Here is a 22,644-nt window from a genome sequence, read left to right as displayed (position 1 = left end):
CACTCACTGGTACAACGTCGCACCCACAAGGAGCGTGCCCATGTCGTCGAATCCGGTCGCCGAGACCGTCGCCTCGCTGATGCCCAGGGCGAAGGCGGAGCTCACCGAACTGGTGGCCTTCAAGTCGGTGGCGGACTTCGACCAGTTCCCCAGGAGCGAGAGCGAGGGCGCCGCCCGCTGGGTCGCCGCCGCGCTCGGCGCCGAGGGCTTCCAGGACGTGGCCCTGCTCGACACCCCCGACGGCACGCAGTCGGTGTACGGCTACCTGCCCGGCCCCGAGGGCGCGAAGACGGTCCTGCTGTACGCCCACTACGACGTGCAGCCGCCCCTGGACGAGACCGCCTGGGCCACCCCGCCCTTCGAGCTGACCGAGCGGGACGGCCGCTGGTACGGGCGCGGCGCCGCCGACTGCAAGGGCGGCGTGATCATGCACCTGCTGGCGTTGCGCGCGCTGAGGGCGAACGGCGGCGTCCCGGTGCATGTGAAGGTCATCGCCGAGGGCTCCGAGGAGATGGGCACAGGCGGTCTGGAGCGCTACGCCGAGGAACACCCCGACCTGCTGGAGGCCGACACCATCGTCATCGGCGACGCGGGCAACTTCCGGGTCGGGCTGCCGACGGTCACCTCCACGCTGCGCGGCATGACCCTGGTGCGGGTGGCGATCGACACCCTGGAGGGCAACCTGCACTCGGGCCAGTTCGGCGGCGCCGCCCCCGACGCGCTCGGCGCGCTGATCCGCGTCCTGGACTCGCTGCGCGCGGAAGACGGCTCCACCACGGTCGACGGACTCACCACCGAGTCCCGGTGGGACGGGCTGCGGTACGACGAGGAGCAGTTCCGCCAGGACGCCCATGTGCTGGACGGCGTCGAGCTGATCGGCTCCGGTACGGTCGCCGACCGGATCTGGGCGCGCCCCGCCGTCACGGTTCTCGGCATCGACTGCCCGCCGGTCGTCGGCGCCACCCCGTCCGTACAGGCGAGCGCCCGCGCGCTGGTCAGCCTGCGGGTGCCGCCGGGCGTGGACGCCGTGGAGGCGACCAAGCTCCTCCAGGCCCACCTGGAGGCACATACCCCCTGGGGCGCCCGGGTGACCACCGAGCAGATCGGGCAGGGACAGCCGTTCAGCGCGGACACGACCAGCCCGGCGTACGCGGCGATGGCCGAGGCGATGGCGGTCGCGTACCCGGGCCGGCAGATGCAGTTCGCCGGCCAGGGCGGCTCCATCCCGCTGTGCAACACCCTCGCCGCCCTGTACCCGCGCGCGGAGATCCTCCTGATCGGTCTGAGCGAGCCGGAGGCCCGGATCCACGCGGTGAACGAGAGCGTGTCCCCCGAGGAACTGGAGCGCCTGTCGGTGGCGGAGGCGTTGTTCCTGCGCACCTACGCGGCCCTCTGACCGCTCTGCCCACAGCTAAGGGCCCTCGCCTGCGGGCGGGGGCCCTCTCTACGGTCGTCCCATGGACGTAGTAGAGCTTCTCCCCCGTCTCCATCTCCTGCGCTTCCCGGTCGGCCAGGCCTATCTCTGGCGCGACGGCGACGACCTGACGCTGATCGACGCCGGACCCGCGGGCTCAGCAGCGGCGATCTCCGCATACGCCGAGGGTCGCGTGCGCCGGATCGTGCTCACCCACTTCCACGAGGACCACGCGGGCGGCGCGGGCGAGTTGGCCGCGCTGACCGGTGCGGAGGTGCTGGCCCACCACCTGGACGCTCCTGCGGTACGGGGTGAAGTCCCGGGCCCGTCACCGGTGTTGGAGGACTGGGAGCGCCACCTGCACGCCGAGGCCGTACGGCACCTCCCCCGTGGAGACTATGTGCGCCCGCCGGAGGTCACCGAGGTGTCCGACGGCGACGCACTCGACTTCGGGGGCGGGGCTCGGGTCGTCCACGTCCCCGGGCACACCGACGGCAGCATCGCCCTCCATCTCCCGGAGTACGGCGTGCTGTTCACGGGGGACACGATCGCCGCCTCGCCGGTCGACGGCAGCGTGATCCCGGGCGTGTTCAACCTCGACCGTTCCCAGGTCCTCGCCGCCTGCCACCGGCTCGCCGCACTCGACGCTGACGTGGCCTGTTTCGGTCACGGCGCCCCGGTGATAGGCCGAGCCGGGGCCGCGCTGCGGGAAACGGCGGACACCTACGGCTCCCGGGGCTGACCATGGGGACATGCCGTCCACCACGCGCCTCACCGCCCACGCCGATCTCGCCACCTCACTCGCCTTCCACAGCGACCGCGAACTGGCGGACCTGGTGGCTTCGGGCACACCGGCCGGTGCCGGGATCGGCGGACGGTCGACACTCCTGGAGGTCGACGGCACACAGGTCTTCGTGAAGCGGGTGCCGCTCACCGACATTGAGCGCCGCCCGGACCACGTCCGCTCCACCGCCAACCTCTTCGACCTGCCGGCCTTCTGTCACTACGGCATCGGAGCCGTCGGCAGCCCCGGCTTCGGTGCCTGGCGCGAACTCGCCGTGCACGAGATGACGACCAACTGGGTGCTGTCCGGCCGTTTCCCCGGCTTTCCCCTCCTGCACCACTGGAGGGTCCTGCCCGACACACCCCAACCGCTCCCCGACGAACTCGTCGACGTGGAACGGGCCGTGGCCTACTGGGGCGGATCACCGGGGATGCGTAAGCGCATCGAGGGCCGGCGCACGGCGACCGCGAGTCTGACGCTGTTCCTGGAGTACATGCCGTACACCCTCCACGACTGGTTCGCGGCCCGGCTCCGCACGGACCAGGCCGACTCCGCCTGCGCCCTCGTGGAGCGGGACCTCGACGCCGTCACCGGGTTCCTGCACCAGCAAGGGCTCCTGCACCTCGACGCCCACTTCGGCAACATCCTCACCGACGGGAACCGGCTCTGTCTGACCGACTACGGCCTGTCCCTCTCGTCCCGCTTCCAACTCTCCGCGGACGAGCGCGACTTCTTCGACCGGCACCGCCCCTACGACCGCGCCTACGCCTTCTCCTACCTCGTCCACTGGCTGGTCGTCGACCAGTACGGCCTCGGCAGGGACGAGCGCGAGGAGTTCATCCGCGCCTGCGCCGACGGCAAGCGACCCGAGGGCATCCCGCGGGCCGCCGCCGAACTCATCTCCCGATACGCCCCACTCGCCGTACTGGTGGGCGACTTCAACCGGCGGTTCGAGCAGGAGAGCAGACACACGCCCTACCCGGGTGATCAGCTGCTGAGGACGATGTCCTCCTCGCGTCCCACGATCGTCGGCTCCTCGGGGAAGTGACAGGCGGTCAGATGGCCCTCGGGGTTCCCCTCGACACGGACCAGCGGCGGCTCCTCGGTCGAGCACCGGTCCTGCGCCTTCCAGCAGCGAGTACGGAACCGGCAGCCGGAGGGCGGATCGACCGGTGAGGGGACGTCCCCCGCCAGCCGGATGCGTTCCCGGCGCCGGATGCCGTCCGGGTCTGCCTCCGGGACGGCGGACAGCAGCGCGTGGGTGTACGGGTGCCGGGGCCGGGTGTAGAGCGTCTGCCGGTCGGCGACCTCGACGATCTTGCCGAGGTACATCACCGCGACGCGCTCGCAGAAGTGGCGTACGACCGCGAGGTCGTGGGCGATGAAGACGAACGCGATACCGAACTCCCGCTGGAGGTCCTGGAGCAGGTTGACGATCTGCGCCTGGATGGACACGTCCAGCGCGGACACGGGTTCGTCGGCCACGATGAGCTTGGGCCTGAGGGCGAGGGCACGGGCGATGCCGATGCGCTGACGCTGCCCGCCGGAGAACTCGTTGGGGTAGCGGTTGTAGTGCTCGGGGTTGAGGCCCACCGTCTCCAGCAGTTCCTGGACCCGCCGTCTGTGTCCCTGGGGCGGGTTGATTCCGTTGAGCCGCATCGGCGTCTCCACGATGGTGCCGACCGTGTGCCGTGGGTTCAGCGATGAGTACGGGTCCTGGAAGATCATCTGGAGGTTGCGGCGAGCCTCCTTCATGCGGGTCACGGGTGTGTGGGTGATGTCCTCCCCGTCGAACACGACGGTGCCGGCGGTCGGTTCCAGCAGCCGCGTGACCAGGCGGCCCGTGGTCGACTTGCCGCAGCCGGACTCCCCGACCAGCCCGAGCGACCGACCGGCCCCGACCGTGAAGTCGACGCCATCGACGGCGTGCACGGCACCGATCTGGCGCTGGAACACGACGCCGTGCCGGATGGGGAAGTGCTTTTGCAGCCCGGTTACTTCGAGCAGGTTCTCACCGGCCGGTGGCGCCACGGCGGGAACGCCCTGCTCTGCGGGAAGGGGCTCGGTGGTGCTCACGGCATGCTCCTGTTCGTCCGCCGCCCTCACTGCGCGGCCCCGGCGGCCCTGCGGCCGCGGATCTCGTCCTTGGTCTGCGGAGTGAGGTGACAGGCGGCGAGATGCCGGTCGGTTCCGGAGACGGCCAGCAGTTCGGGTGGCTGGACCGAGCAACGCCCGTCGCCCACCCAGCCCTTGTAGGTGCAGCGGGGATGGAAGGCGCAGCCGCCCGGCGGGTTGATCAGGCTCGGCGGCTGGCCGGCGATCGGGTTCAGCCGACGGTCCACGTCACCGGTGATCTGCGGCATCGACTCCAACAGGCCCCAGGTGTAGGGGTGTTCAGGGTGCTTGAGGACGTCCCGGACGGTGCCGTACTCGATGCGTCGGCCGCCGTACATCACCAGGATGTCGTCGGCGATGTCGGCCACCACGCCGAGGTCGTGCGTGATGAGGATGACGGCGGAGCCGAACTCCTCCTGGAGGTCACGGATCAGGTCCAGGATCTGCGCCTGGACGGTGACGTCGAGGGCGGTGGTGGGCTCGTCGGCGATGAGCAGTTCGGGGTCGCAGACCAGCGCCATGGCGATCATGGCGCGTTGCCGCATACCGCCGGAGAACTGGTGCGGATAGTCCTTCGCCCGCCGCTCCGGCTGCGGGATGCCGACCCGTTTCAGCATCTCGACCGCGCGGTCCCGGGCCTCCTTCTTGGAGACCTTGTGGTGCACCTGGTAGGCCTCGGCGATCTGGGCGCCGACGGTGAAGTACGGGTGCAGGGCGGACAGCGGGTCCTGGAAGATCATGGAGACCGTCCGGCCGCGCAACCCGCGCATCTCGCGTTCCGGCAGGGCGACCAGCTCCCGGCCCTCCAGCCGGATCTCACCGGAGACCTGGGCACGCGTGCCCTTGTGCAGGCCGAGCAGGGCCAGCGAGGTCACCGACTTTCCCGAGCCGGACTCGCCGACGATACCGAGGGTGCGGCCCTTCTCCAGCGTGAAGGAGACACCGTCCACGGACTTGACGACGCCGTCCTCGGTGGGGAAGTGCACCCTCAGGTCCCGTACGTCGAGGAAGGATTCGGGGGCGGGCGTGAGGTCCGCGGGCTGTGGAGAGGTCTGCAGGGACACTGGGCTTTCCTTACGCGGCTGTCGGGTCTCAGGCGAGGCGTACACGGGGGTCGACGAGGCCGTACACGACGTCGACGACCACGTTCGCGATCACCACGAACGTGGCGGCGAAGAGCGTGGTGCCGAGGATGACCGGCAGGTCGGAGTTCTGCACCGAGTCCACCGCCAGCTTGCCGACGCCGTTGATGCCGAACACCGACTCGGTGATCACCGCGGAGCCGCCGATCAGGGAGCCGACGTCCATGCCGAAGATGGTGATGATCGGGGTGATCGCGGCCCGCAACCCGTGTTTGAGGACGACCTTGCCGGCCGGCAGCCCCTTGGCGCGGGCGGTGCGCATGTAGTCCTCGGCGAAGACCTCCAGCATGGAGGAGCGGGTGAGCCGGGTGTACATCGCGAGGTAGACGATGACCAGCGTGGCCCAGGGAAGGATGAGCCCCTGGAACCAGGCGGACGGATCCTGGGTGATCGGCGTGTAGCCGGACGCGGGCAGGACCTGCCACTTGTCGACGAACAGGAACAGCAGCAGCAGACCGATGAAGTAGATCTGCACGGAGACGCCGACCAGCGCCAGTCCCACCGCTGCCTTGTCGGCGGCCCGGCCCCTGCGGACCGCGGCCACCATGCCGAGGCCGACGCCCAGGACCAGGAAGACCACCGCGGCGCCGAGACCGAGCGAGAGGTCCGCCGGGAAGTCGTCCAGCAGGGTGGTGAGGACCGGTGTGTCGGTCTGGAAGGAGAGGCCGAGACACGGCGCGCCGCAGTGCACGCGCACGCTCTGGTCGCCGTAGTCACGGCCGACGAAGAGCCCCTTGAAGAACTCCCAGAACTGGGTGACGAAACTCTGGTCGAGGCCCAGGGAGTGCCTGATCTCCGTCAGCCGGGACGGCGAACAGGTCTTCCCGCAGGCCAGGAGCGCGGGGTTGGAGGGCAGCGCGTAGAAGATGACGAAGGTGATCGCGGTGATCACCAGCAGGATCATGGCCGCTGCCAGCAGGCGTCGGACGAGGTAGCGCAGCATGTCGTGCTGGACCCTGACGTGAGTGGGGTGCCCGCCGGCCGGAGCGCGCCGGCGGGCCGGAGAGGAAGCGTCAGCTCTTGACGTAGGCGTGCACGAGGCTGGGCTCGCCCATGATCGTGTCGTCGATGACACCACCGATCTTGGTGCCACCCACATCGCTCATGTTCATGTACATCAGCGGGACCACGCCGGCGTCCTTGAGGATCTGCTCGTCCAAGGCCCCGTAGGCGGCGTTGCGCTGGTTGATGTCGGTCATCTTGCCGATCTTGTCGATCTGCGCGTTGACCTTCGGGTCGTTCAGGTACGACAGGTCCTGGTTGGACTGCGGAAGGTTCTTGATCTGCCGTCCGTCGAAGAGGGTGGGCAGAACGGTGGAGGCGTTCGGCCAGTCAGCGATCCAGTCGCCCCAGGTCAGGTCGTACTGGTTCTTCACGTTGTTCACGATGCTGAAGTAGTTGTTCTTGTCGAGCGGGCTGATGTTCACCGTGATGCCGATCTTCGCGAGCGAGGTCTTCACCGCGTCGGCGAAGTGCTCCTGCGTGGGGATGTTCTCCACCGACAGCGACATGGTGAGCTTCGGATTGCCGGCCTGCTTCATCAGCGCCTTGGCCTTGGTGAGGTCACCGGCGGGGTTGCTGCTGTAGAGGTCGAAGTTCTTGTGGCCGTCGATGCCGGGAGGCAGCACCGTGGACGCGTAGTCGCCGTAGACCGAACCGCCGAAGGCCCCGCGGACGGTGGTCTTGTCGACGGCGTCCTCGATCGCCTCGCGGACCCTGATGTCCTTGACCCGGCCGGTGTTGATCGCCATGTAGTTGATGCCCGGTGCCGGGATCTTGTAGAAGCGCGACTTCAGCGACGGGTCGTTCGCGAACGTCGTCAGGTCGGAACCGGCGATCGGCGTCTGGGTGATCGCGGTCTGGGCGGTTCCGGCGTCGGACTTGATCTGCTGGTCGATGGCGGACTGGTCCTGTCCGAACTTCACGTCGAACTCGTTGACGTTCTGCTCGCGGATCGGGTCGGTCGACCGGCTCCAGTGCTTGTTCCTGCCGAGGACGAGTTCCTTGCCGTGGCTGTACGACTTGATCATGTACGGCCCGTCGGACCAGACGTGTGTGTCGTACGTCGAGGCGGTGTCGTGTGCCTTGGGCACCGCCGACCACCCGGTCATCGCCGTCGTCTCGTTGAAGTCGGCGACCGGCTGGTCGAGGTGGAAGACGAGGGTGTACTTGTCCGGAGTCTGGATCGAGCTCAGCTGCTGTCCCTTGAACGGGCCCTTGTAGGAGTCGCCGCCGACCAGCCACTGACTCGCGTACGGCGGGCCGCCGTTGATGTCCGGGGAGAACGCCCGCTCCACGCCGTACTTGACGTCCTGCGCCGTGACCGCGGTGCCGTCCTGCCACTTGATCCCGTGGCGCAGGTGGAAGGTCCACACCGTGGCGCCCTTGCTGGAGGTTCCCGTGTCGGTGGCCAGGTCGCCGACCAGCTTGGGCTGGGGCCCCGTCTCGTCCCATCCGGTGAGGGTGCGGACGAGTTCGTAGTCCATGCTCGCCCCCTCGGTGGTGTACGTCCGCTGGGGGTCGATGTGGTTGAAGTCCGCGTCGTCGAGGATCGTCAGCGTTCCGCCCTTCGACGGGGAGCCGCTGCCGGTGCTGCTGGAGGAGCCCCCGCAGGCGGTGGCCCCCAGGGCGATGGCCACGGCGGTCGCCGTGAGCGTGAACGTGCGCGTTCTGCGCGTCATCAGGAAACTCCGATCTTGTACGTGCTCGGCTCGTCGGTCCGTGTCAGGACCCGCCGGCCGGTGCTCGGGGCCGGTCGCGTCAGGTGCGCGCGGCGCGAGGATCGAGGGCGTCGCGGACTCCGTCTCCGAGGAGGTTGAGAGCCAGGACGAGGATCAGCAGCAGGACCCCGGGGATGAACAGGTACATCGGGTCCTGCAGGAAGTACTGGGAGGCGTCCGACAACAGGGCCCCCCAGTCCGGGTTGGGCGGGACGACGCCGACGCCCAGGTAGGACAGGGCCGCCTCGGTGGTGATGTTCTGCGGGACGGCGAGCGCGAAGGAGATCAGGATCGGCGCCCACAGGTTCGGCAGCAGTTGGCGGAAGAGGATGTGCCCCGGGCCGGCGCTCATGATCCGCGCGGCGTCGACGAACTCCCGCTCGCGCAGGGACAGTACCTGGCCCCGGACCAGGCGGGCGGTGTAGGCCCAGGCGAACGCCGCGATGTTGAGGACCAGGACCAGCAGCCGCAGGTTCTCGTCGGTGCCGCCGTGTTCGTTGGTCTGTAGCGCGTTCTGGATGACCGGGGTGAGCGCGATGATGAACAGCAGTTGCGGGAACGCCAGCATCACGTCCATGACACGTGACAGCACCGAGTCGACCCAGCCGCCGGAGTAGCCCGCCGCGAGTCCGGCCACGACACCGACGACGGTGGACAGCGCGGCCGAGGCGAAGCCGACGAGGAGCGAGGTGCGCAGGCCGTGCACGACCCGGGCGAACAGGTCGTATCCCGTGCCCGGTTCGACACCCAGCAGATGGTGGAGGCTGATGCCGCCCAGCGATCCGTAGGGAAAGTTGCCGGTGTCCGGGTCGATCGCCCGGCCGTCCGGGGTGATGGGCCCCCAGCCGGTCAGCGCGGTGAGCACCGGAGCCAGCAAGGCGATCACGATGAACAGGACGGTCACCACGAACGCGGCCAAGGTGACCTTGTCCCGCCTGATCCGGTTCCAGGCCATGCGGGTCGGCGAGCGTCCGGCGACGGCGGGCGCGGCGGCTGGGGAGGCTCCGGCCGGTTCGTCCGCCTCGGGCGTGGTGCCGGTGGCGTTCTGGACCGGCTGATGCTGCGTGGTCATCGTACGGACGTCCCGGAGGTGAGCTGGGGCTGCCGCGGGGTGGCCGCGGTCGCCGGGGGAAGGGACGCGTCAGGGGACGGGCCCCTGGGCGAAAGGCCTGGACGGCGGCCGGTGTCGGCGCCGTGAAGACTCTGCGGACTGTCGCAACGCCTCGCCGACCTGGTCAAGGCGGTACAGGGGCGGAAAAGTGATTGTTTGCGGAGGTTGCCAAGAGTTGACGAGAGCGAGACGTTTCGTTAGCTCTGACATAGAGGTATTGCGACGCACTCTTGGCCGGCGCGCGGTGCACGGAAGCGCCGGACAGTCCGTACGCACCTGGCTCCGCACCACATGGGCGTACCCGTGGGAGCCCCGCCGGCACCAGAGCGCGGCGGGGCTCCCACGACGGGTCAGCCGATCGGGATCCCGGCTTCGAGGTACAGCGCCGCCCCGCGTTCCCGCGCCCGCAGGGCCCAGCGCAGCCGCTCGTAGCGGACCGGCGGCAGCAGGTCGGCGGCCTCTTCCTCGGAGGCGAAGCACCAGTCGCGCAGCTCGGGCCCCGGCAGCAGGAGGCGACCGGCCTCGGTGGAGTCCAGGCGTCCGCCGTCGAAGAGGAGGCGCAGACCGCCGTAACCGGGCGGCGCGGGCGCCTCCCAGTCGACGACCAGGAGGCGGGGTACGTCGTCGAGGCGGATGCCTGTCTCCTCGGTGACCTCGCGCATGCCGGCGCGGGCCGGAGCCTCACCGGGTTCGACGACACCGCCGGGGAACTCCCAGCCGGCCTTGTAGGTGGGGTCGACGAGCAGCACCCGGTCCTGCTCGTCGAAGAGGAGGACACCCGCGGCGATCGTCTCGGCGGTCGGCTCGGGCGTCTGCACGATGTCGCAGACGGGCACGGTGCCGCGGCTGACGGCCTCGGCGATCCGCGAGGCGGTCTCGTACGGTGTGAGGGCGCTGGTGTCGATCAGGTGCGCGTCCGCCGTGAGCCAGGAGGCGAGAGCGGATCGGTACGGGTCTATGTGGTCGTAGGACCACTGCCGTATGCGTATCTCCCCGTCCGGGAGGCCCGGCGGGACCTCGCGTCTGGCTATGCGCTCACGCAGGATCGTTTCCGCCGGTGCGAGGAGCACATGCCGGACGGCGATCCGGCGTGCGGCCAGACCACCGAAGATCTCGTCCCGGTAGTCCTGGCGCAGGAGGGTCATCGGGACCACCAGGGTCCCGCCCAGCTCAGCGAGCATCGCGGCCGCCGTGTCGATCACGAGTCGTCGCCAGATCGGCAGGTCCTGGAAGTCGTTGACCTCGGCGAGGTGCTTGGGCGGCAGCAGGTGCGTGAGTCCTCCGCCGATGACCTCGGGGTCGAAGAGCGTGCTGTTCGGGATCAGTTCGATCAGTTCCCGTGCGGTGGTGGTCTTCCCCGCACCGAACGCGCCGTTGATCCAGACGATCACGTTTCCCCCTCTTCAGCCGGCCCCCTGAGGCTTGCCCGCTCCACCCTGCCACGGAAACCAGCCGCAGTAGAGGGCGCACAGACGGGCGCCGGTGCCCCCTCCCGTCGGGGGCACCGGCGCCACGTCCTGGGTCGGGCCCCGTCAGCCGTTCTGCACGGGGCCACGCTCGTCCACGATGTTGCTGTCGGGGGCGATGGTGTGGTCGAGGGTGCTGAGAGTCTTGTCGACGTCGAGGTCCGCGAGTTCCCCGCTCACGGCGTGGGACGGGGTGATGGCCGCGACGACGAAGCCGGTGGCGAGGGAGGCGATGGCGAGCATGCTGCGCTTCTTCATGCCGGGTTCAACTGGCGAACGCCCTCGGAGTCACGCCCCGCGTCTGGGTGATCGGGACAGCGCCGGACGCCCGGGGTGAGGGGCCCGGCCCGCGGACCCGACGGACCTGGAGTCGCCGCGCCGCCGTCGGACCAGGTCGGCGGCGGCCTCGGGCCACGCGGGGTGCTCGAAGGCGAAGCCGGCGTCGAGCAGCCGACCGGGGACGACACGGCGGCTTTTCAGCAGCAGCTCGGTGTCCGAGCGCAACGCGAAAGCACCCAGTTCCGCCATCCACCGGGTCGCCGGCAGACCTACCGGAACATTCCAGGCGGAGCGCAGGGCGCGCATGAAGGCACGCTGCGGCAGAGGCGCGGGGGCGGCGAGGTTCACGGGGCCGTGGAGGTCGTCCCGGTCGACGAGGAAGTCGACCGCGCGGACGAAGTCCCGGTCGTGGATCCAGGACACGTACTGGGCGCCGCCCGCCACCGGGCCACCGAGGCCGAGACGCGTCAGCCACGACAGCACGTCGAAGACACCGCCCCGGTCCGGGCTCATCACCATGGCGGAGCGCAGGGCGACCTTGCGGGTGTGCGGGGTCGCCGCCAGCTCCTGGGCGCGTTCCCAGTGGGTGGCGATCTCGACGCTGTGGGCCCAGTAGTCCGGAACACCGGGTTCGGTGCCGCCGAGCAGGCCCGTCCGCTCGTCGTTCGGCGCGTCGAACCGGTGGGCGTAGACCGTGGCCGTACTCATCTGCAGCCAGACCCGGGGCGGCCTCGTCGCGGCCGCGATCGCCTCGCCCACCGCCGACGTGGAGCGAACCCGGGAGTCCATCATCGCCTTCAGGTTGGCCTCGGTGTAACGACAGCTGACACTGCGCCCGGCCAGATTGATCACGACGTCACTGCCGTCGATCTCCTCCGCCCACCGCCCCGGCGTCTCGCCGTCCCAGGCGACTTCGCGTTCCCGTTCCGGCCGCCTCGTCAGGACGAGGACCTCGTGGCCCGCCGCCGTCAGCGCTCGATCCAGGATGGTGCCGACCTGCCCGGTTCCGCCGGGTATCACGATCTTCATGGGCTTCCCCCTTGTCCGAGGCAACCCTAGCGCACTTATTTGAACGTGTTCAAAAGAAGGTCGTCGGCGAATGAAACGGCCCGGCCGACCCACATGGGTCCGCCGGGCCGATCGAGTGAGACGATCCTGCCGAATTCCGTCAGACAGCCGCCGGGGCGACCCGCCGGGCGAGGGCCGCAGCCGCCGCGCCGACCAGCCCCGCGTCCGTGCCCATCTGCGCGGGCTCCACCCGCAGGTGCCGCACGAAGGACAGGGTCGCGTAGTCGCTCAGGGCCTTGCGCAGGGGGCCGAACAGCACGTCGCCGGCCTTGCCCACGCCGCCGCCGACGACGGCGATGTCGATCTCGACGAGGGTCGCGGTGGCCGCGATGCCGGCGGCCAGCGCCTGGGCGGCCCGCTCGAAGGAGGCCACGGCCACCGGGTCGCCGCCCCGGGCGGCGGCGGCCACCGCGGCGGCGGAGGTGTCCCCGTCCGGGCCGGGCCGCCAGCCGTTCTCGAGCGCCCTGCGCGCGATGTTGGGGCCGCTCGCGATGCGCTCCACGCAGCCGCGCGCACCGCACGGGCACGGGTCACCGTCGAGGTCCACGCTGATGTGGCCGATGTGACCCGCATTGCCGGTCGGGCCGGGGTGCAGTCGGCCGTTGAGGACCAGGCCGCCACCGACTCCCGTCGACACCACCATGCAGAGCGCGTTGTCGTGCCCACGGGCGGCGCCCTGCCAATGCTCGGCGGCCGTGATCGCCACACCGTCCCCGATCAGCTCGACGGGCAGCCCCCCGGCCGCCGCCTTCACTCGCTGGACCAGCGGATAGTCGCGCCAGCCCGGCACGTTCACCGGACTGACCGTGCCCAGGGAGGCGTCCACCGGGCCCGCGCTGCCGATCCCGAGGGCGATGGCGCGCCCCCACAGCGGCGACGCGGTCAGCTCGGCGAGCACCTCCTCGACGGCCCGCATCACGGTGTCGCCGTCTTCCCGGGCGGGCGTGGCGCGCTGCGCGCGAGCCTGGATCCGGCCGTGGCCGTCCACCAGCGCCCCGGCGATCTTGGTGCCGCCGATGTCGAGCGCGGCCACGAGGTCGGTGTGCATCAGTGTCGGATCTCCCCGTCAGACATCGGAACAACCTTGGGAACAGCCATGAAGAGTGTGCGGGCAACCATGCGGGAACGCAGGCCGGTCTCGCGGTGGGGCGCAGGCCGGAGATTGCACTGGACAGTGTCTCTCGCATCTGACAACGTTGTCCAGGCTCTATGCTCGACGCCACATCCTCATACGAAATTATGGACCGCCACGTTCCCCTCACGAACCGTGCGTCCCCTCATGAACCGCCGCACCCCCGTGGACGACAGGACAGGAACCCGCAGCGTGCCCGAGACCCACCACCGCGCCGAGCGCCTCGCCGGAAACCGCTACGGCAATCGCCCGACCATGAAGGACGTGGCCGCGCGGGCCGGCGTCGGGCTGAAGACGGTCTCGCGCGTGGTCAACGGTGAGCCCGGTGTCACGACGGAGACCGAGCGGCGTGTCCAGGAGGCGATCGACGCTCTCGGCTTCCGCCGCAACGACAGCGCGCGCGTGTTGCGCAAGGGCAGCACCGCCAGCATCGGCCTGGTCCTGGAGGACCTCGCGGACCCGTTCTACGGCCCGCTCAGCCGCGCGGTCGAGGAGGTGGCCCGAGCCCACGGCGCCCTGCTCATCAACGGTTCCAGCGCGGAGGACCCGGAGCGTGAGCGGGAGCTGGTGCTGGCACTGTGCGCACGGCGGGTGGACGGGCTGGTGGTGATCCCCGCCGGTGACGACCACCGCTATCTGGAGCCCGAGCTGAAGGCAGGCGTGGCGACGGTGTTCGTGGACCGTCCGGCCGGGCACATCGACGCCGACGTCGTCGTCTCGGACAACTACGGCGGCGCCCGGGACGGCGTGGCTCACCTGATCGCGCACGGACACCGGCGGATCGGGTTCATCGGCGACATGCCCCGCATCCACACCTCCGCCGAGCGCCTGCGCGGCTACCGGGCCGCCCTGGAGGACGCCGGGATAACGGTGGAGGACTCCTGGATGTCGCTGGGCGTGACCGATCCCGAGCGGGTGCGCCGGGCGACCGAGGAGATGCTCACCGGCCCCTCCCCCGTCACCGCCGTCTTCGCCGGCAACAACCGGGTGACGGTCACCGTGATCCGGGTCCTGGCGGAACACCGGCGGCAGGTCGCCCTCGTCGGCTTCGACGACATCGAGCTGGCCGATCTGCTGCGGCCCGGGGTCACCGTCGTCGCCCAGGACGCGGCCACCCTCGGCCGTACGGCCGCCGAGCGGCTGTTCCGCCAACTGGACGGCACCCTGCTCACCCCGGAGCGGATCGAGCTGCCGACCCGGCTGATCACCCGCGGCTCTGGCGAGCTGCCACCGACGGACTGAGCGGCCCATGAAGGATCTCACCCTGAAGGCATTGGGCCTGGCCGAGGCGCCGCGCGATCATCCGCTGCTCTATCCGGGCGGGTGGCCGCGGGACTCCGGACTCCTCGACGGTGACCGGCTGCTGCCCCTCGACGTCTTCGTGCACCCCGACCGCACCGCCGTCCTGGCCGTCGGCTCCAACGCCAGCCCGGCCCAACTGCGGCACAAGATGGCCGAGTTCGGGATCACATCGCCGATTCCGATGGTCAGGGCCCGGGTCACCGGCCTCGACGTGGGGGTCTCCGCACACGTCAGCCGCCTGGGGTACGTGTCCGCGTCCCCCTTCGACGCGCCGGGAGTGGTACGGGAGTTGTTCGTCACCTGGCTCGACGACGAGCAACTCGCGGTGGTCGACGCGAGCGAAGGGGTGCCGCTGCCGAACGGCAACTTCCACCGCGCCTGGCTGCCCGCGCCCGAGGTGCGCGTCGAGCCGGCGCCCGGAGTGACGCTGCCTGGCGTGTACGCGTACGTCAACCGCCACGGCGTCCTGCACGACGGCACCGGCGTGCCTCGCACACACCCGGGCCAGCGGTCCCTGCTCAGCGAACTCCTCGTGGGATCCGCCCGGTTGAGGGAACTCTTCGGCATCACCCCGGAGGAGTTCTGCGCCCGGGCGCGGGCCGATCGGCGGTTGTGCGAGCAGGGCACGCGGCTGTTCAAGGACGAGAAGCTGGTGACGACCTCGGGGTTGGAGCGGTACACGGAGGGCGGGGGCTGAGGAGGCCGCCTGCGGCGATGTCGCGGGCGTGTTCGGCCGACCGTGGACGCGGTGAGACCTCCATGTCTTCGGCGTTCGGTCCTCGTTCAGCAGACCGGGAGTCCGGGTATCGGGGAGTCGTTGTCGCCGCCCTTGATGTAGACGTCGCTGACGTAGACGTTCGTGTTGCCGCTGTCATCGTCGGTCTTCGCCCACCAGACGTTGGTCCACTGGCCGTACGTCTCGCGGCGGCCCAGGTTCTGCTGGCAGTAGAAGTAGTTGGTCCCCGCGTTGAGGACGCCGGCCTCGGCGCCGGAGTCGGTGTACGAATCGGCGGTGCGCCAGACCTCGCAGTTGTACTTGCCGCCGCCGATGGAGTGGCAGGCGGGGGCCTGCGTGGTCTCCGTGCCTCCCCCGCCCGTGCCGCCACCGCCCGTCGTGCCGCCGTCGCCGGAATCCCCGTCCGACGACCCACCGGAGGTGCCGCCGCCGGTGGTGGTGCCGCTGCCCGAGGTCTTGGCCGGGGACGAGGTGGTGGCCCGGTCCGCGGTCTCCGTGCCGGGTTCGGCCCCGGGCGACTGTGTCGCGGTCGGATTCTTGCCGTCGCCCTGGTCGGTGGGCTCGGGGGAGTCCGAACGCTCGGCGTCGGCACGGTCTGCGGCGGCGGAGGCCGCGGCGGAGGTGACCGACGCCGTGGGCCGGTTGTCGGCCGAGGCATCGCCCGTGAGGTCCAGGACTGCGACGGTGGCCCCGGCGGCCACGAGCACGACGGTCGCGGCCGCGGCGGCGAGCACAACGGCCTTGCGTCGGGTGGGACCGGAGGCGGAGGGGCCGGAGGCGGACATGGGGCCGGTGGCTGCGGGCTCCGATCCCGCGGGGGCGGGCGCTCCGAAGCCGTGCGCGTGCGGCCCGGGCGGGACTCCGGGGCCCGGGTGACCGGTGTGGCCGGCCCGGCCGGTGGGACCCGCCTGCCCGGGGACCCCGATCTGTTCAGTGGGGTCCGGTTGACCGGTCGTCTCTGGCTGGCCGGTCGCCTCTGATCGGCCGGTCGTCTCTGGCTGACCGCCGTGGCTCGTCGGCCCGCCGTGAACCGTGGGTCCAGTTGCCCCGGGGCCGCCGGTCCCGTGCGCCGCCGGTGCTCCCGGTGCGGGGAGAGGGGTTCCCTGCTCCCCCGGCGCACCCTGCCCCGTAGCCTCCAACTCCCGCCCGGCCGGTCCGCCCGGTCCCACCGGCTCCACCGGTCCGAACCCCGGCGGTGCCGCAGGCACACTCCGCTCCGTCGGCCCAGTCTCGGTCCGCTCTGTCTCCGTCCGCCCCGTCTCCGTCCGCGCGGGCGCCGGATCCACCGACCCGCGCAACGTCGTCGTCGGCGTGTCCGTGCCGGCCGTGTCCGCCACGGCCCGCAGCAGGTCGCGGGCTTCCTCGGCACCGGGACGGGACTCCGGACGCTTGTCGAGGAGTCGCCTCAGGACGGGGCCGAGGTGGCCGGCGCGGCGGGGCTCCGGCAGTGGCTCGGTGACGATCGCGGTGAGCGTGGAGAACGTGGACGTACGGCGGAACGGGGAGGAACCCTCGACGGCCGCGAACAGCGTGGCACCGAGGGCCCAGATGTCGGAGGCGGGGCCCGGGTCCGCCCCCTGGGCCCGCTCGGGGGCAAGGTAGTCCAGCGAACCGACGAGTTCGCCGCTGCGGGTGAGATGGGTGGCCGAGCCGTCGCCCGGGTCCTCCACCTTCGCGATGCCGAAGTCGGTCAGGACGACGCGGCCCGAGCGGTCGAGCAGGATGTTGCCGGGCTTCACGTCCCGGTGCAGTACGCCCGCACGATGGGCGGCGACGAGCGCGTCCATCACCTCGGCGCCGATACCGGCCGCCTCGCGCGGGTCGAGCGTGCCGCGCTCGCGCAGGACGCCGTCCAGCGAGGGGCCGTCCACCAGTTCCATGATGATCAGCGGACGTCCGTCGACCTCGGCCACGTCGTGCACGGCCACCACTCCGGGGTGGCGCACCCGGGCCGCCGCACGGGCCTCACGCTGCATCCGCAGCCGCAGACCGGCGAGTTCGGGCCCGTCGGCGTCGGTGTAGGTGCGCAGTTCCTTGACGGCGACCTCACGCCCGAGCACCTCGTCGACGGCCCGCCAGACCACACCCATGCCGCCACGCCCGAGCTGTGCCACCACGCGATAGCGCCCGGCCAGCAACCTCCCGACCTCGTCCGCCCGTTCGTGCTCCCCCGAAGACACCGCCGCCCCGTTCCTCTGACACGTCCGTGAATTGCCGTACAGACTACGGGGCGGGAGTGACAGCGCCGGCGAACGGATGCGGCTGTAACAGGCCCGCTACTTCGCGGAGACCGTCAGGTCGGCTCGCCTCGGTGCCGCGAAGCCCTCGAGGTCCGCGCGGGTCAGGCCGCTGCGGCGGGCGACCTCGGCGATGTCGAGGGCGCCGCAGTCCAGGCCGCGCAGCAGGTAGCCGCTGAGGGCCTTGGCGGTGGCGGGCTCGTCCATGACGTCGCCGCCGGTGCGGTTGGCGTAGCGGGTGAGGCGGGCGGCGGCCTGTTCGAAGCCCTCGCGGTAGAAGGCGAAGACGGCCGCGTACCGGGTGGGGATGTGGCCGGGGTGCATGTCCCAGCCCTGGTAGTAGGCGCGGGCCAGGGCGCGTCGGGTGAGGCCGTAGTGCAGCCGCCAGGCGTCGTGGACCTTCGCCGTCGGGCCGACCGGCAGGACGTTCGTCGAGCCGTCCGACACGCGTACGCCGGTTCCGGCGGCCGCGACCTGCATGATCGCCTTGGCGTGGTCGGCAGCCGGGTGATCGCTGGCCTGGTGGGCGGCGGACACCCCCAGGCAGGCGCTGTAGTCGAAGGTGCCGTAGTGGAGGCCGGTGGCACGGCCCTCGGCGGCCTGGATCATGCGGGCGACCGTGGCGGTGCCGTCGGTGGCGAGGATGGACTGGCTGGTCTCGATCTGGATCTCGAAGCCGATCCGGCCGGGCTCCAGCCCGCGCGCCTTCTCGAAGGCCTCCAGGAGCCGCACCATGGCGGTGACCTGCTCGGGATACGTCACCTTCGGCAGCGTCAGCACCAGCCCGGCGGGCAGACCGCCGGCCTCCATCAGGCCGGTGAGGAAGATGTCCAGGGTGCGGATGCCGCGGTCGCGGACGGGTGCCTCCATGCACTTCATGCGGATGCCCATGTACGGGGCCGCCGTGCCGTCCTGGTACGCCTGGGCGATCAGCCGCGCCGCGCGGGCCGCCGTCTCGTCCTCCTCTGCGTCCGGGCGGGGTCCGTAGCCGTCCTCGAAGTCGACACGCAGGTCCTCGATGGGCTCCTGCTCCAGCTTGGCGCGGACGCGGGAGTACACCGGCTCGGCGAGTTCGTCGGAGAGACCGAGGACGGCGGCGAGGGACTCGGCGCTCGGGGCGTGTTCGTCGAGGGCGGCGAGGGCCTGGTCGCCCCAGGAGCGGACGGTGCCGGCGGCGAACACGTCGCCGGGGACGTAGACCGTGTGGACGGGCTGGCGGGTGCCGGGGTCCCCGGGGTAACGGCGCTCCAGCTCGGCGTCGACCGGCGCGAGGGAGGCGCTGATCTCCTCGCTGACGGCTCCCGCGAGGCTCGTCGCCACCTGCTCCTGCCGGCCCTGACTCATTCCGCACCCTCCTGTTTTCCGCTCTACGGAATCAACAATCCGTAGATCGAAGTTATCCGTGCGGCTTCCCGACGGTCAACACCCCGCCCGTGCCCTGATCCACAGCGTTCACTGCCGCTCCCGGGAACCTCTGTGCCCCCTTTCACACTTCGGCTCGCACCTTCATCCTGATCTCTGGGGAGGGAATCACATGGGGCACAACTCAAGCATGACGCGTCGCATGGGCATGAGATCGGCGGTGGCCACCGCGCTGACCGTCCCGCTGTTGGGCACGGTCCCGACCTCGGCGGCCAAACCGAGAACCCGCCGTCTGGAGGTCATGACGTTCAATCTGCGCTTCGCGAGCACCACCGAGCCCAACAGCTGGGCGGCCCGCCGTCCGGTGATGCGCGAGCTGTTGCGCCGCGAGGCACCCGACGTGATCGGCACCCAGGAGGGCCTCTACCCGCAACTGCTCGACATCCGCTCCGACCTCGGACCGCACTACGACTGGATCGGCACCGGCCGCGAGGGCGGCAGCCACGACGAGGCCGTGGCGGTCTTCTACGACACCCGGCGCCTGACGCCGACCGAGCACGACACCTTCTGGCTCTCCGACACGCCCAGGGTGATCGGCTCGAACACCTGGGGCGCCCGCCTCCCCCGCATCGTCACCTGGATCCGGTTCAGCGATCTGCACGACGGCGGACGTGAGTTCTACGTTCTCAACACCCACTTCGACCACGTGAGCCCGTACGCACGCGCGCGCTCCGCGTCCCTCGTCGGTGACCGGATCGCGAAATTCGACCGGGCCCTACCGTCCATCGTGACCGGCGACTTCAACGCGGCGGCCCACAAGAGCGAGGCCTACGACACCCTCCTGGGCACCGGACTCGTCGACACCTGGGACACGGCCGCCGAGCGCAGCAGGCTCTACGCGACCTTCCACGGCTACCAGCCGCTGACGCCGGACGGCGACCGCATCGACTGGATCCTCACCACCGCGGGGGTCACGACCCACCGGGCGTCGGTCAACATCTTCGAGCGTGACGGCCAGTTCCCGAGCGACCACCTGCCGGTGCAGGCGTCGCTGACCCTGGGATGAGCCGAGGCCCCCGCGACCCAGGGACGGTCGCGGGGGCCTCGTACGGCGCGGCGGGGATCAGCCCTTGCGGGTCTTGATCTCCTCCGTCAGCGCGGGGACGACGTCGAAGAGGTCGCCGACGACGCCGTAGTCGACGAGGTCGAAGATCGGGGCCTCGGCGTCCTTGTTGACGGCCACGATCGTCTTCGAGGTCTGCATGCCGGCGCGGTGCTGGATGGCACCGGAGATGCCGTTGGCGATGTAGAGCTGCGGCGAGACGGCCTTGCCGGTCTGGCCGACCTGGTTGGTGTGCGGGTACCAGCCGGCGTCCACCGCGGCACGCGAGGCGCCCACAGCCGCGCCGAGGGAGTCGGCGAGGGCCTCGATGATCGAGAAGTTCTCCGCTCCGTTGACGCCACGGCCGCCGGAGACGACGATCGCGGCCTCGGTCAGCTCCGGACGGCCGGTCGACTCACGCGGGGTGCGCGCGGTGACCTTGGTGCCGGTGGCCTGCGCCGAGAAGGTGACGTCCAGCGCCTCGACGGCGCCGGCGGCCGGGGCGGCCTCCACGGCGGCACTGTTGGGCTTGACGGTGATGACCGGGGTGCCCTTGGCGATGCGGGACTTGGTGGTGAAGGACGCGGCGAACACCGACTGGGTGGCCACCGGACCCTCGTCACCGGCCTCCAGGTCGACGGCGTCCGTGATGACGCCGGAGCCGATGCGCAGCGCGAGGCGGGCGGCGATCTCCTTGCCCTCCGCGGAGGAGGGGACCAGCACGGCGGCCGGGGAGACGGCGGCGACGGCGGCCTGCAGCGCGTCGACCTTCGGGACGACCAGGTAGTCGGCGTACTCGGCGGCGTCGTGGGTGAGGACCTTCACCGCGCCGTGCTCGGCGAGCGTCGCGGCGGTGTCGGCGGCGCCGTTGCCCAGCGCGACGGCGACCGGCTCACCGACCCGGCGGGCCAGGGTCAGCAGCTCCAGAGTGGGCTTGCGGACGGCACCGTCCACGTGGTCGACGTAGACAAGGACTTCAGCCATGGGAATGCTCTCCTGCTTGGATGAGATGAGGGGCGGTCAGCGACGTCGAGCTCAGATGAACTTCTGGCTCGCGAGGAACTCGGCGAGCTGCTTGCCGCCCTCGCCCTCGTCCTTGACGATCGTGCCGGCCGTGCGGGCCGGGCGCTCAGTCGCGGAGTCGACGACCGTGTAGGAGCCCTCCAGGCCGACCTGCTCGGCCTCCAGGTCCAGGTCGGACAGGTCCCAGGACTCGACCGGCTTCTTCTTGGCGGCCATGATGCCCTTGAAGGACGGGTAACGCGCCTCGCCCGACTGGTCGGTGACCGACACCACGGCGGGGAGGGACGCCTCCAGCTGCTCGGTGGCGGAGTCGCCGTCACGGCGGCCCTTGACCGTGCCGTCCTCCACGGAGACCTCGGACAGCAGGGTCACCTGCGGGACACCGAGACGCTCGGCGAGCAGCGCGGGCACGACGCCCATGGTTCCGTCGGTGGAGGCCATGCCGGAGATCACCAGGTCGTAACCGGCCTTCTCGAGGGCCTTGGCCAGCACCAGGGAGGTGCCGATCGCGTCGGTGCCGTGCAGGTCGTCGTCCTCGACGTGGATCGCCTTGTCGGCGCCCATCGACAGCGCCTTGCGCAGCGCGTCCTTGGCGTCCTCGGGGCCGACGGTCAGTACGGTGACCTCGACGTCGTCGTCGGAGTTCTCGGAGATCTGCAGCGCCTGCTCGACCGCGTACTCGTCCAGCTCGGAGAGCAGACCGTCCACGTCGTCCCGGTCGACGGTCAGGTCATCGGCGAAGTGCCGGTCGCCAGTGGCGTCGGGCACGTACTTCACAGTGACAACGATCCTCAAGCTCACGCCGGCTCTCCTACTGCATCGTCATTTTTCGGCTGCCTCTTGCAGGCAGCATAGGCGCCACAAGCGGCCGATCCCGGTCGGGGCGACCCACGCTCCGAACGAAATATTACTCGTCAGTACACCCAGTTCGTTCCCGCTGAGCAAGCGCTTTGAACTGTGACCTTCGCAACGCAGCGTAATCGGAACTCGACACCTTCGCAGCAGCGGAGGGTCCGGCCGGGCCGTTCAGTCACCCAGCCCGTGGAAGCGCCCCTGGTGATAGAGGAGCGGGCGTCCGGGGCCGGTGGGGTCGCCGAGGACGACCTCGGCCAGCACGATGCGGTGGTCGCCGGCCGGAACCCGCGCCACGACCCGGCACACCAGCCAGGCCGACACGTCGTCCAGAACAGGCACGCCCTCGGGGCCCTCGCGCCAGCGGGTCGCCGGGCCGAAGCGGTCGGCTCCGCTGCGCGCGAAGGTGGCGGCCAGGTCCTGTTGGTGCTCGCCGAGTATGTGCACGCCGACATGCCCGGACTCGGACACCGCGGGCCAACTGGAGGCGCCGGTGCCGATACCGAAGGAGAGCATCGGTGGGTCGGCGGAGACGGAGGTGAGGGAGGTGGCGGTGAAGCCGACCGGGCCGGCGTCACCGCGCGCGGTGATCACGGCGACTCCCGCCGCGTGCCGCCGGAAGACGGAACGCAGGAGGTCGGGCGAGGCGAGCCGAGTGGCGCCGAGGCCGGGCGTGGCCGTCATGGAAGTGTCCTTCTGCGAGAAGTGGCTTGGGCGTCCGTGGCTGCTCAACAGCTCGGACAGCGCGCGCTCGCGGTGCGGGCCAGATCGACGTGGACCCGCCCGAAGAGAAGGAGTT

The 22,644-nt window shown here is 70.7% G+C and carries 20 protein-coding genes; 6 read left to right on the top strand and 14 right to left on the bottom strand.

Translation table 11 applies throughout. The annotated features are described in order from the left end of the window. Nucleotides 1-40: 40 nt before the first annotated feature. From OHA64_RS42930 to OHA64_RS42920, 3 genes are all read left to right on the top strand, one after another. Complete coding sequence (locus OHA64_RS42930) at nt 41-1,396, top strand: dipeptidase (protein WP_405622616.1); 1,356 nt, start codon at nt 41-43, stop codon at nt 1,394-1,396. Between the two features lie 61 nt (nt 1,397-1,457). Continuing rightward, a complete protein-coding gene (locus OHA64_RS42925; protein ID WP_405622615.1) occupies nt 1,458-2,156 on the top strand; it encodes an MBL fold metallo-hydrolase in 699 nt (232 codons plus the stop codon). 10 nt (nt 2,157-2,166) lie between these two features. Continuing rightward, nucleotides 2,167-3,246 carry a protein kinase family protein gene (locus tag OHA64_RS42920; protein ID WP_405622614.1) on the top strand — a complete coding sequence of 360 codons (1,080 nt, stop codon included), beginning with the start codon at nt 2,167-2,169 and terminating at the stop codon, nt 3,244-3,246. Here OHA64_RS42920 and OHA64_RS42915 read toward each other — a convergent pair. The 9 genes from OHA64_RS42915 to OHA64_RS42875 form a co-directional block, all read right to left on the bottom strand. Then, nucleotides 3,186-4,274 carry an ABC transporter ATP-binding protein gene (locus OHA64_RS42915; RefSeq protein WP_405622613.1) on the bottom strand — a complete coding sequence of 363 codons (1,089 nt, stop codon included), beginning with the start codon at nt 4,272-4,274 and terminating at the stop codon, nt 3,186-3,188. The two genes, OHA64_RS42920 and OHA64_RS42915, sit on opposite strands and share 61 nt — an antisense overlap. A gap of 26 nt (nt 4,275-4,300) precedes the next feature. Then, nucleotides 4,301-5,377, bottom strand: a complete 1,077-nt coding sequence (locus tag OHA64_RS42910) for an ABC transporter ATP-binding protein (protein ID WP_405622612.1) — start codon at nt 5,375-5,377, stop codon at nt 4,301-4,303. A gap of 28 nt (nt 5,378-5,405) precedes the next feature. Continuing rightward, nucleotides 5,406-6,398, bottom strand: coding sequence for an ABC transporter permease (locus OHA64_RS42905; protein ID WP_405622611.1), 993 nt, complete (start codon nt 6,396-6,398; stop codon nt 5,406-5,408). Between the two features lie 70 nt (nt 6,399-6,468). Continuing rightward, a complete protein-coding gene (locus tag OHA64_RS42900) occupies nt 6,469-8,136 on the bottom strand; it encodes an ABC transporter substrate-binding protein (RefSeq protein ID WP_405622610.1) in 1,668 nt (555 codons plus the stop codon). A gap of 79 nt (nt 8,137-8,215) precedes the next feature. After that, nucleotides 8,216-9,247 carry an ABC transporter permease gene (locus OHA64_RS42895; RefSeq protein WP_405622609.1) on the bottom strand — a complete coding sequence of 344 codons (1,032 nt, stop codon included), beginning with the start codon at nt 9,245-9,247 and terminating at the stop codon, nt 8,216-8,218. 389 nt (nt 9,248-9,636) lie between these two features. After that, nucleotides 9,637-10,677 carry an NUDIX domain-containing protein gene (locus tag OHA64_RS42890; protein ID WP_405622608.1) on the bottom strand — a complete coding sequence of 347 codons (1,041 nt, stop codon included), beginning with the start codon at nt 10,675-10,677 and terminating at the stop codon, nt 9,637-9,639. 141 nt (nt 10,678-10,818) lie between these two features. Next, nucleotides 10,819-11,010 (bottom strand): hypothetical protein, encoded by a 192-nt coding sequence (locus OHA64_RS42885; RefSeq protein ID WP_405622607.1) that lies wholly within the window; start codon nt 11,008-11,010, stop codon nt 10,819-10,821. A gap of 30 nt (nt 11,011-11,040) precedes the next feature. Continuing rightward, the gene (locus OHA64_RS42880; protein WP_405622606.1) at nt 11,041-12,060 is read right to left on the bottom strand and encodes a TIGR01777 family oxidoreductase; all 1,020 of its coding nucleotides are present in this window, start codon (nt 12,058-12,060) and stop codon (nt 11,041-11,043) included. 139 nt (nt 12,061-12,199) lie between these two features. Further along, on the bottom strand, nt 12,200-13,147 hold the full coding sequence (locus tag OHA64_RS42875) for an ROK family protein (RefSeq protein WP_405622605.1): 948 nt from the start codon (nt 13,145-13,147) through the stop codon (nt 12,200-12,202). Nucleotides 13,148-13,423: 276 nt separating this feature from the next. Here OHA64_RS42875 and OHA64_RS42870 point away from each other — a divergent pair, with 276 nt between their 5' ends. Both OHA64_RS42870 and OHA64_RS42865 read left to right on the top strand, forming a co-directional pair. Further along, on the top strand, nt 13,424-14,473 hold the full coding sequence (locus tag OHA64_RS42870; RefSeq protein WP_405622604.1) for a LacI family DNA-binding transcriptional regulator: 1,050 nt from the start codon (nt 13,424-13,426) through the stop codon (nt 14,471-14,473). 7 nt (nt 14,474-14,480) lie between these two features. Next, entirely contained in the window at nt 14,481-15,230 is a 750-nt protein-coding gene (locus tag OHA64_RS42865; RefSeq protein ID WP_405622603.1) for a hypothetical protein, read from the top strand. 86 nt (nt 15,231-15,316) lie between these two features. Here the strand turns inward: OHA64_RS42865 and OHA64_RS42860 are convergent, their stop codons facing one another. Both OHA64_RS42860 and OHA64_RS42855 read right to left on the bottom strand, forming a co-directional pair. Continuing rightward, nucleotides 15,317-17,449: a protein kinase domain-containing protein gene (locus OHA64_RS42860; protein WP_405622602.1), complete on the bottom strand. Its 2,133-nt coding sequence runs from the start codon at nt 17,447-17,449 to the stop codon at nt 15,317-15,319. A gap of 96 nt (nt 17,450-17,545) precedes the next feature. Further along, nucleotides 17,546-18,850 (bottom strand): DUF6986 family protein, encoded by a 1,305-nt coding sequence (locus OHA64_RS42855; RefSeq protein WP_405622601.1) that lies wholly within the window; start codon nt 18,848-18,850, stop codon nt 17,546-17,548. Between the two features lie 208 nt (nt 18,851-19,058). Here OHA64_RS42855 and OHA64_RS42850 point away from each other — a divergent pair, with 208 nt between their 5' ends. Then, the gene (locus tag OHA64_RS42850) at nt 19,059-19,934 is read left to right on the top strand and encodes an endonuclease/exonuclease/phosphatase family protein (RefSeq protein ID WP_405622600.1); all 876 of its coding nucleotides are present in this window, start codon (nt 19,059-19,061) and stop codon (nt 19,932-19,934) included. A gap of 57 nt (nt 19,935-19,991) precedes the next feature. Here the strand turns inward: OHA64_RS42850 and OHA64_RS42845 are convergent, their stop codons facing one another. From OHA64_RS42845 to OHA64_RS42835, 3 genes are all read right to left on the bottom strand, one after another. Continuing rightward, nucleotides 19,992-20,954 (bottom strand): electron transfer flavoprotein subunit alpha/FixB family protein, encoded by a 963-nt coding sequence (locus OHA64_RS42845; protein ID WP_405622599.1) that lies wholly within the window; start codon nt 20,952-20,954, stop codon nt 19,992-19,994. Between the two features lie 51 nt (nt 20,955-21,005). Beyond that, the gene (locus OHA64_RS42840) at nt 21,006-21,794 is read right to left on the bottom strand and encodes an electron transfer flavoprotein subunit beta/FixA family protein (RefSeq protein ID WP_405622598.1); all 789 of its coding nucleotides are present in this window, start codon (nt 21,792-21,794) and stop codon (nt 21,006-21,008) included. A 225-nt stretch (nt 21,795-22,019) separates the two neighbouring features. Next, nucleotides 22,020-22,529, bottom strand: a complete 510-nt coding sequence (locus OHA64_RS42835) for a flavin reductase family protein (RefSeq protein ID WP_405622597.1) — start codon at nt 22,527-22,529, stop codon at nt 22,020-22,022. Nucleotides 22,530-22,644: the final 115 nt, after the last annotated feature.

Origin of the sequence: Streptomyces sp. NBC_00076, assembly GCF_045041235.1 — a bacterium.
Lineage (GTDB): Bacteria > Actinomycetota > Actinomycetes > Streptomycetales > Streptomycetaceae > Streptomyces.
This window is presented reverse-complemented; position numbering and strand designations above follow the sequence as displayed.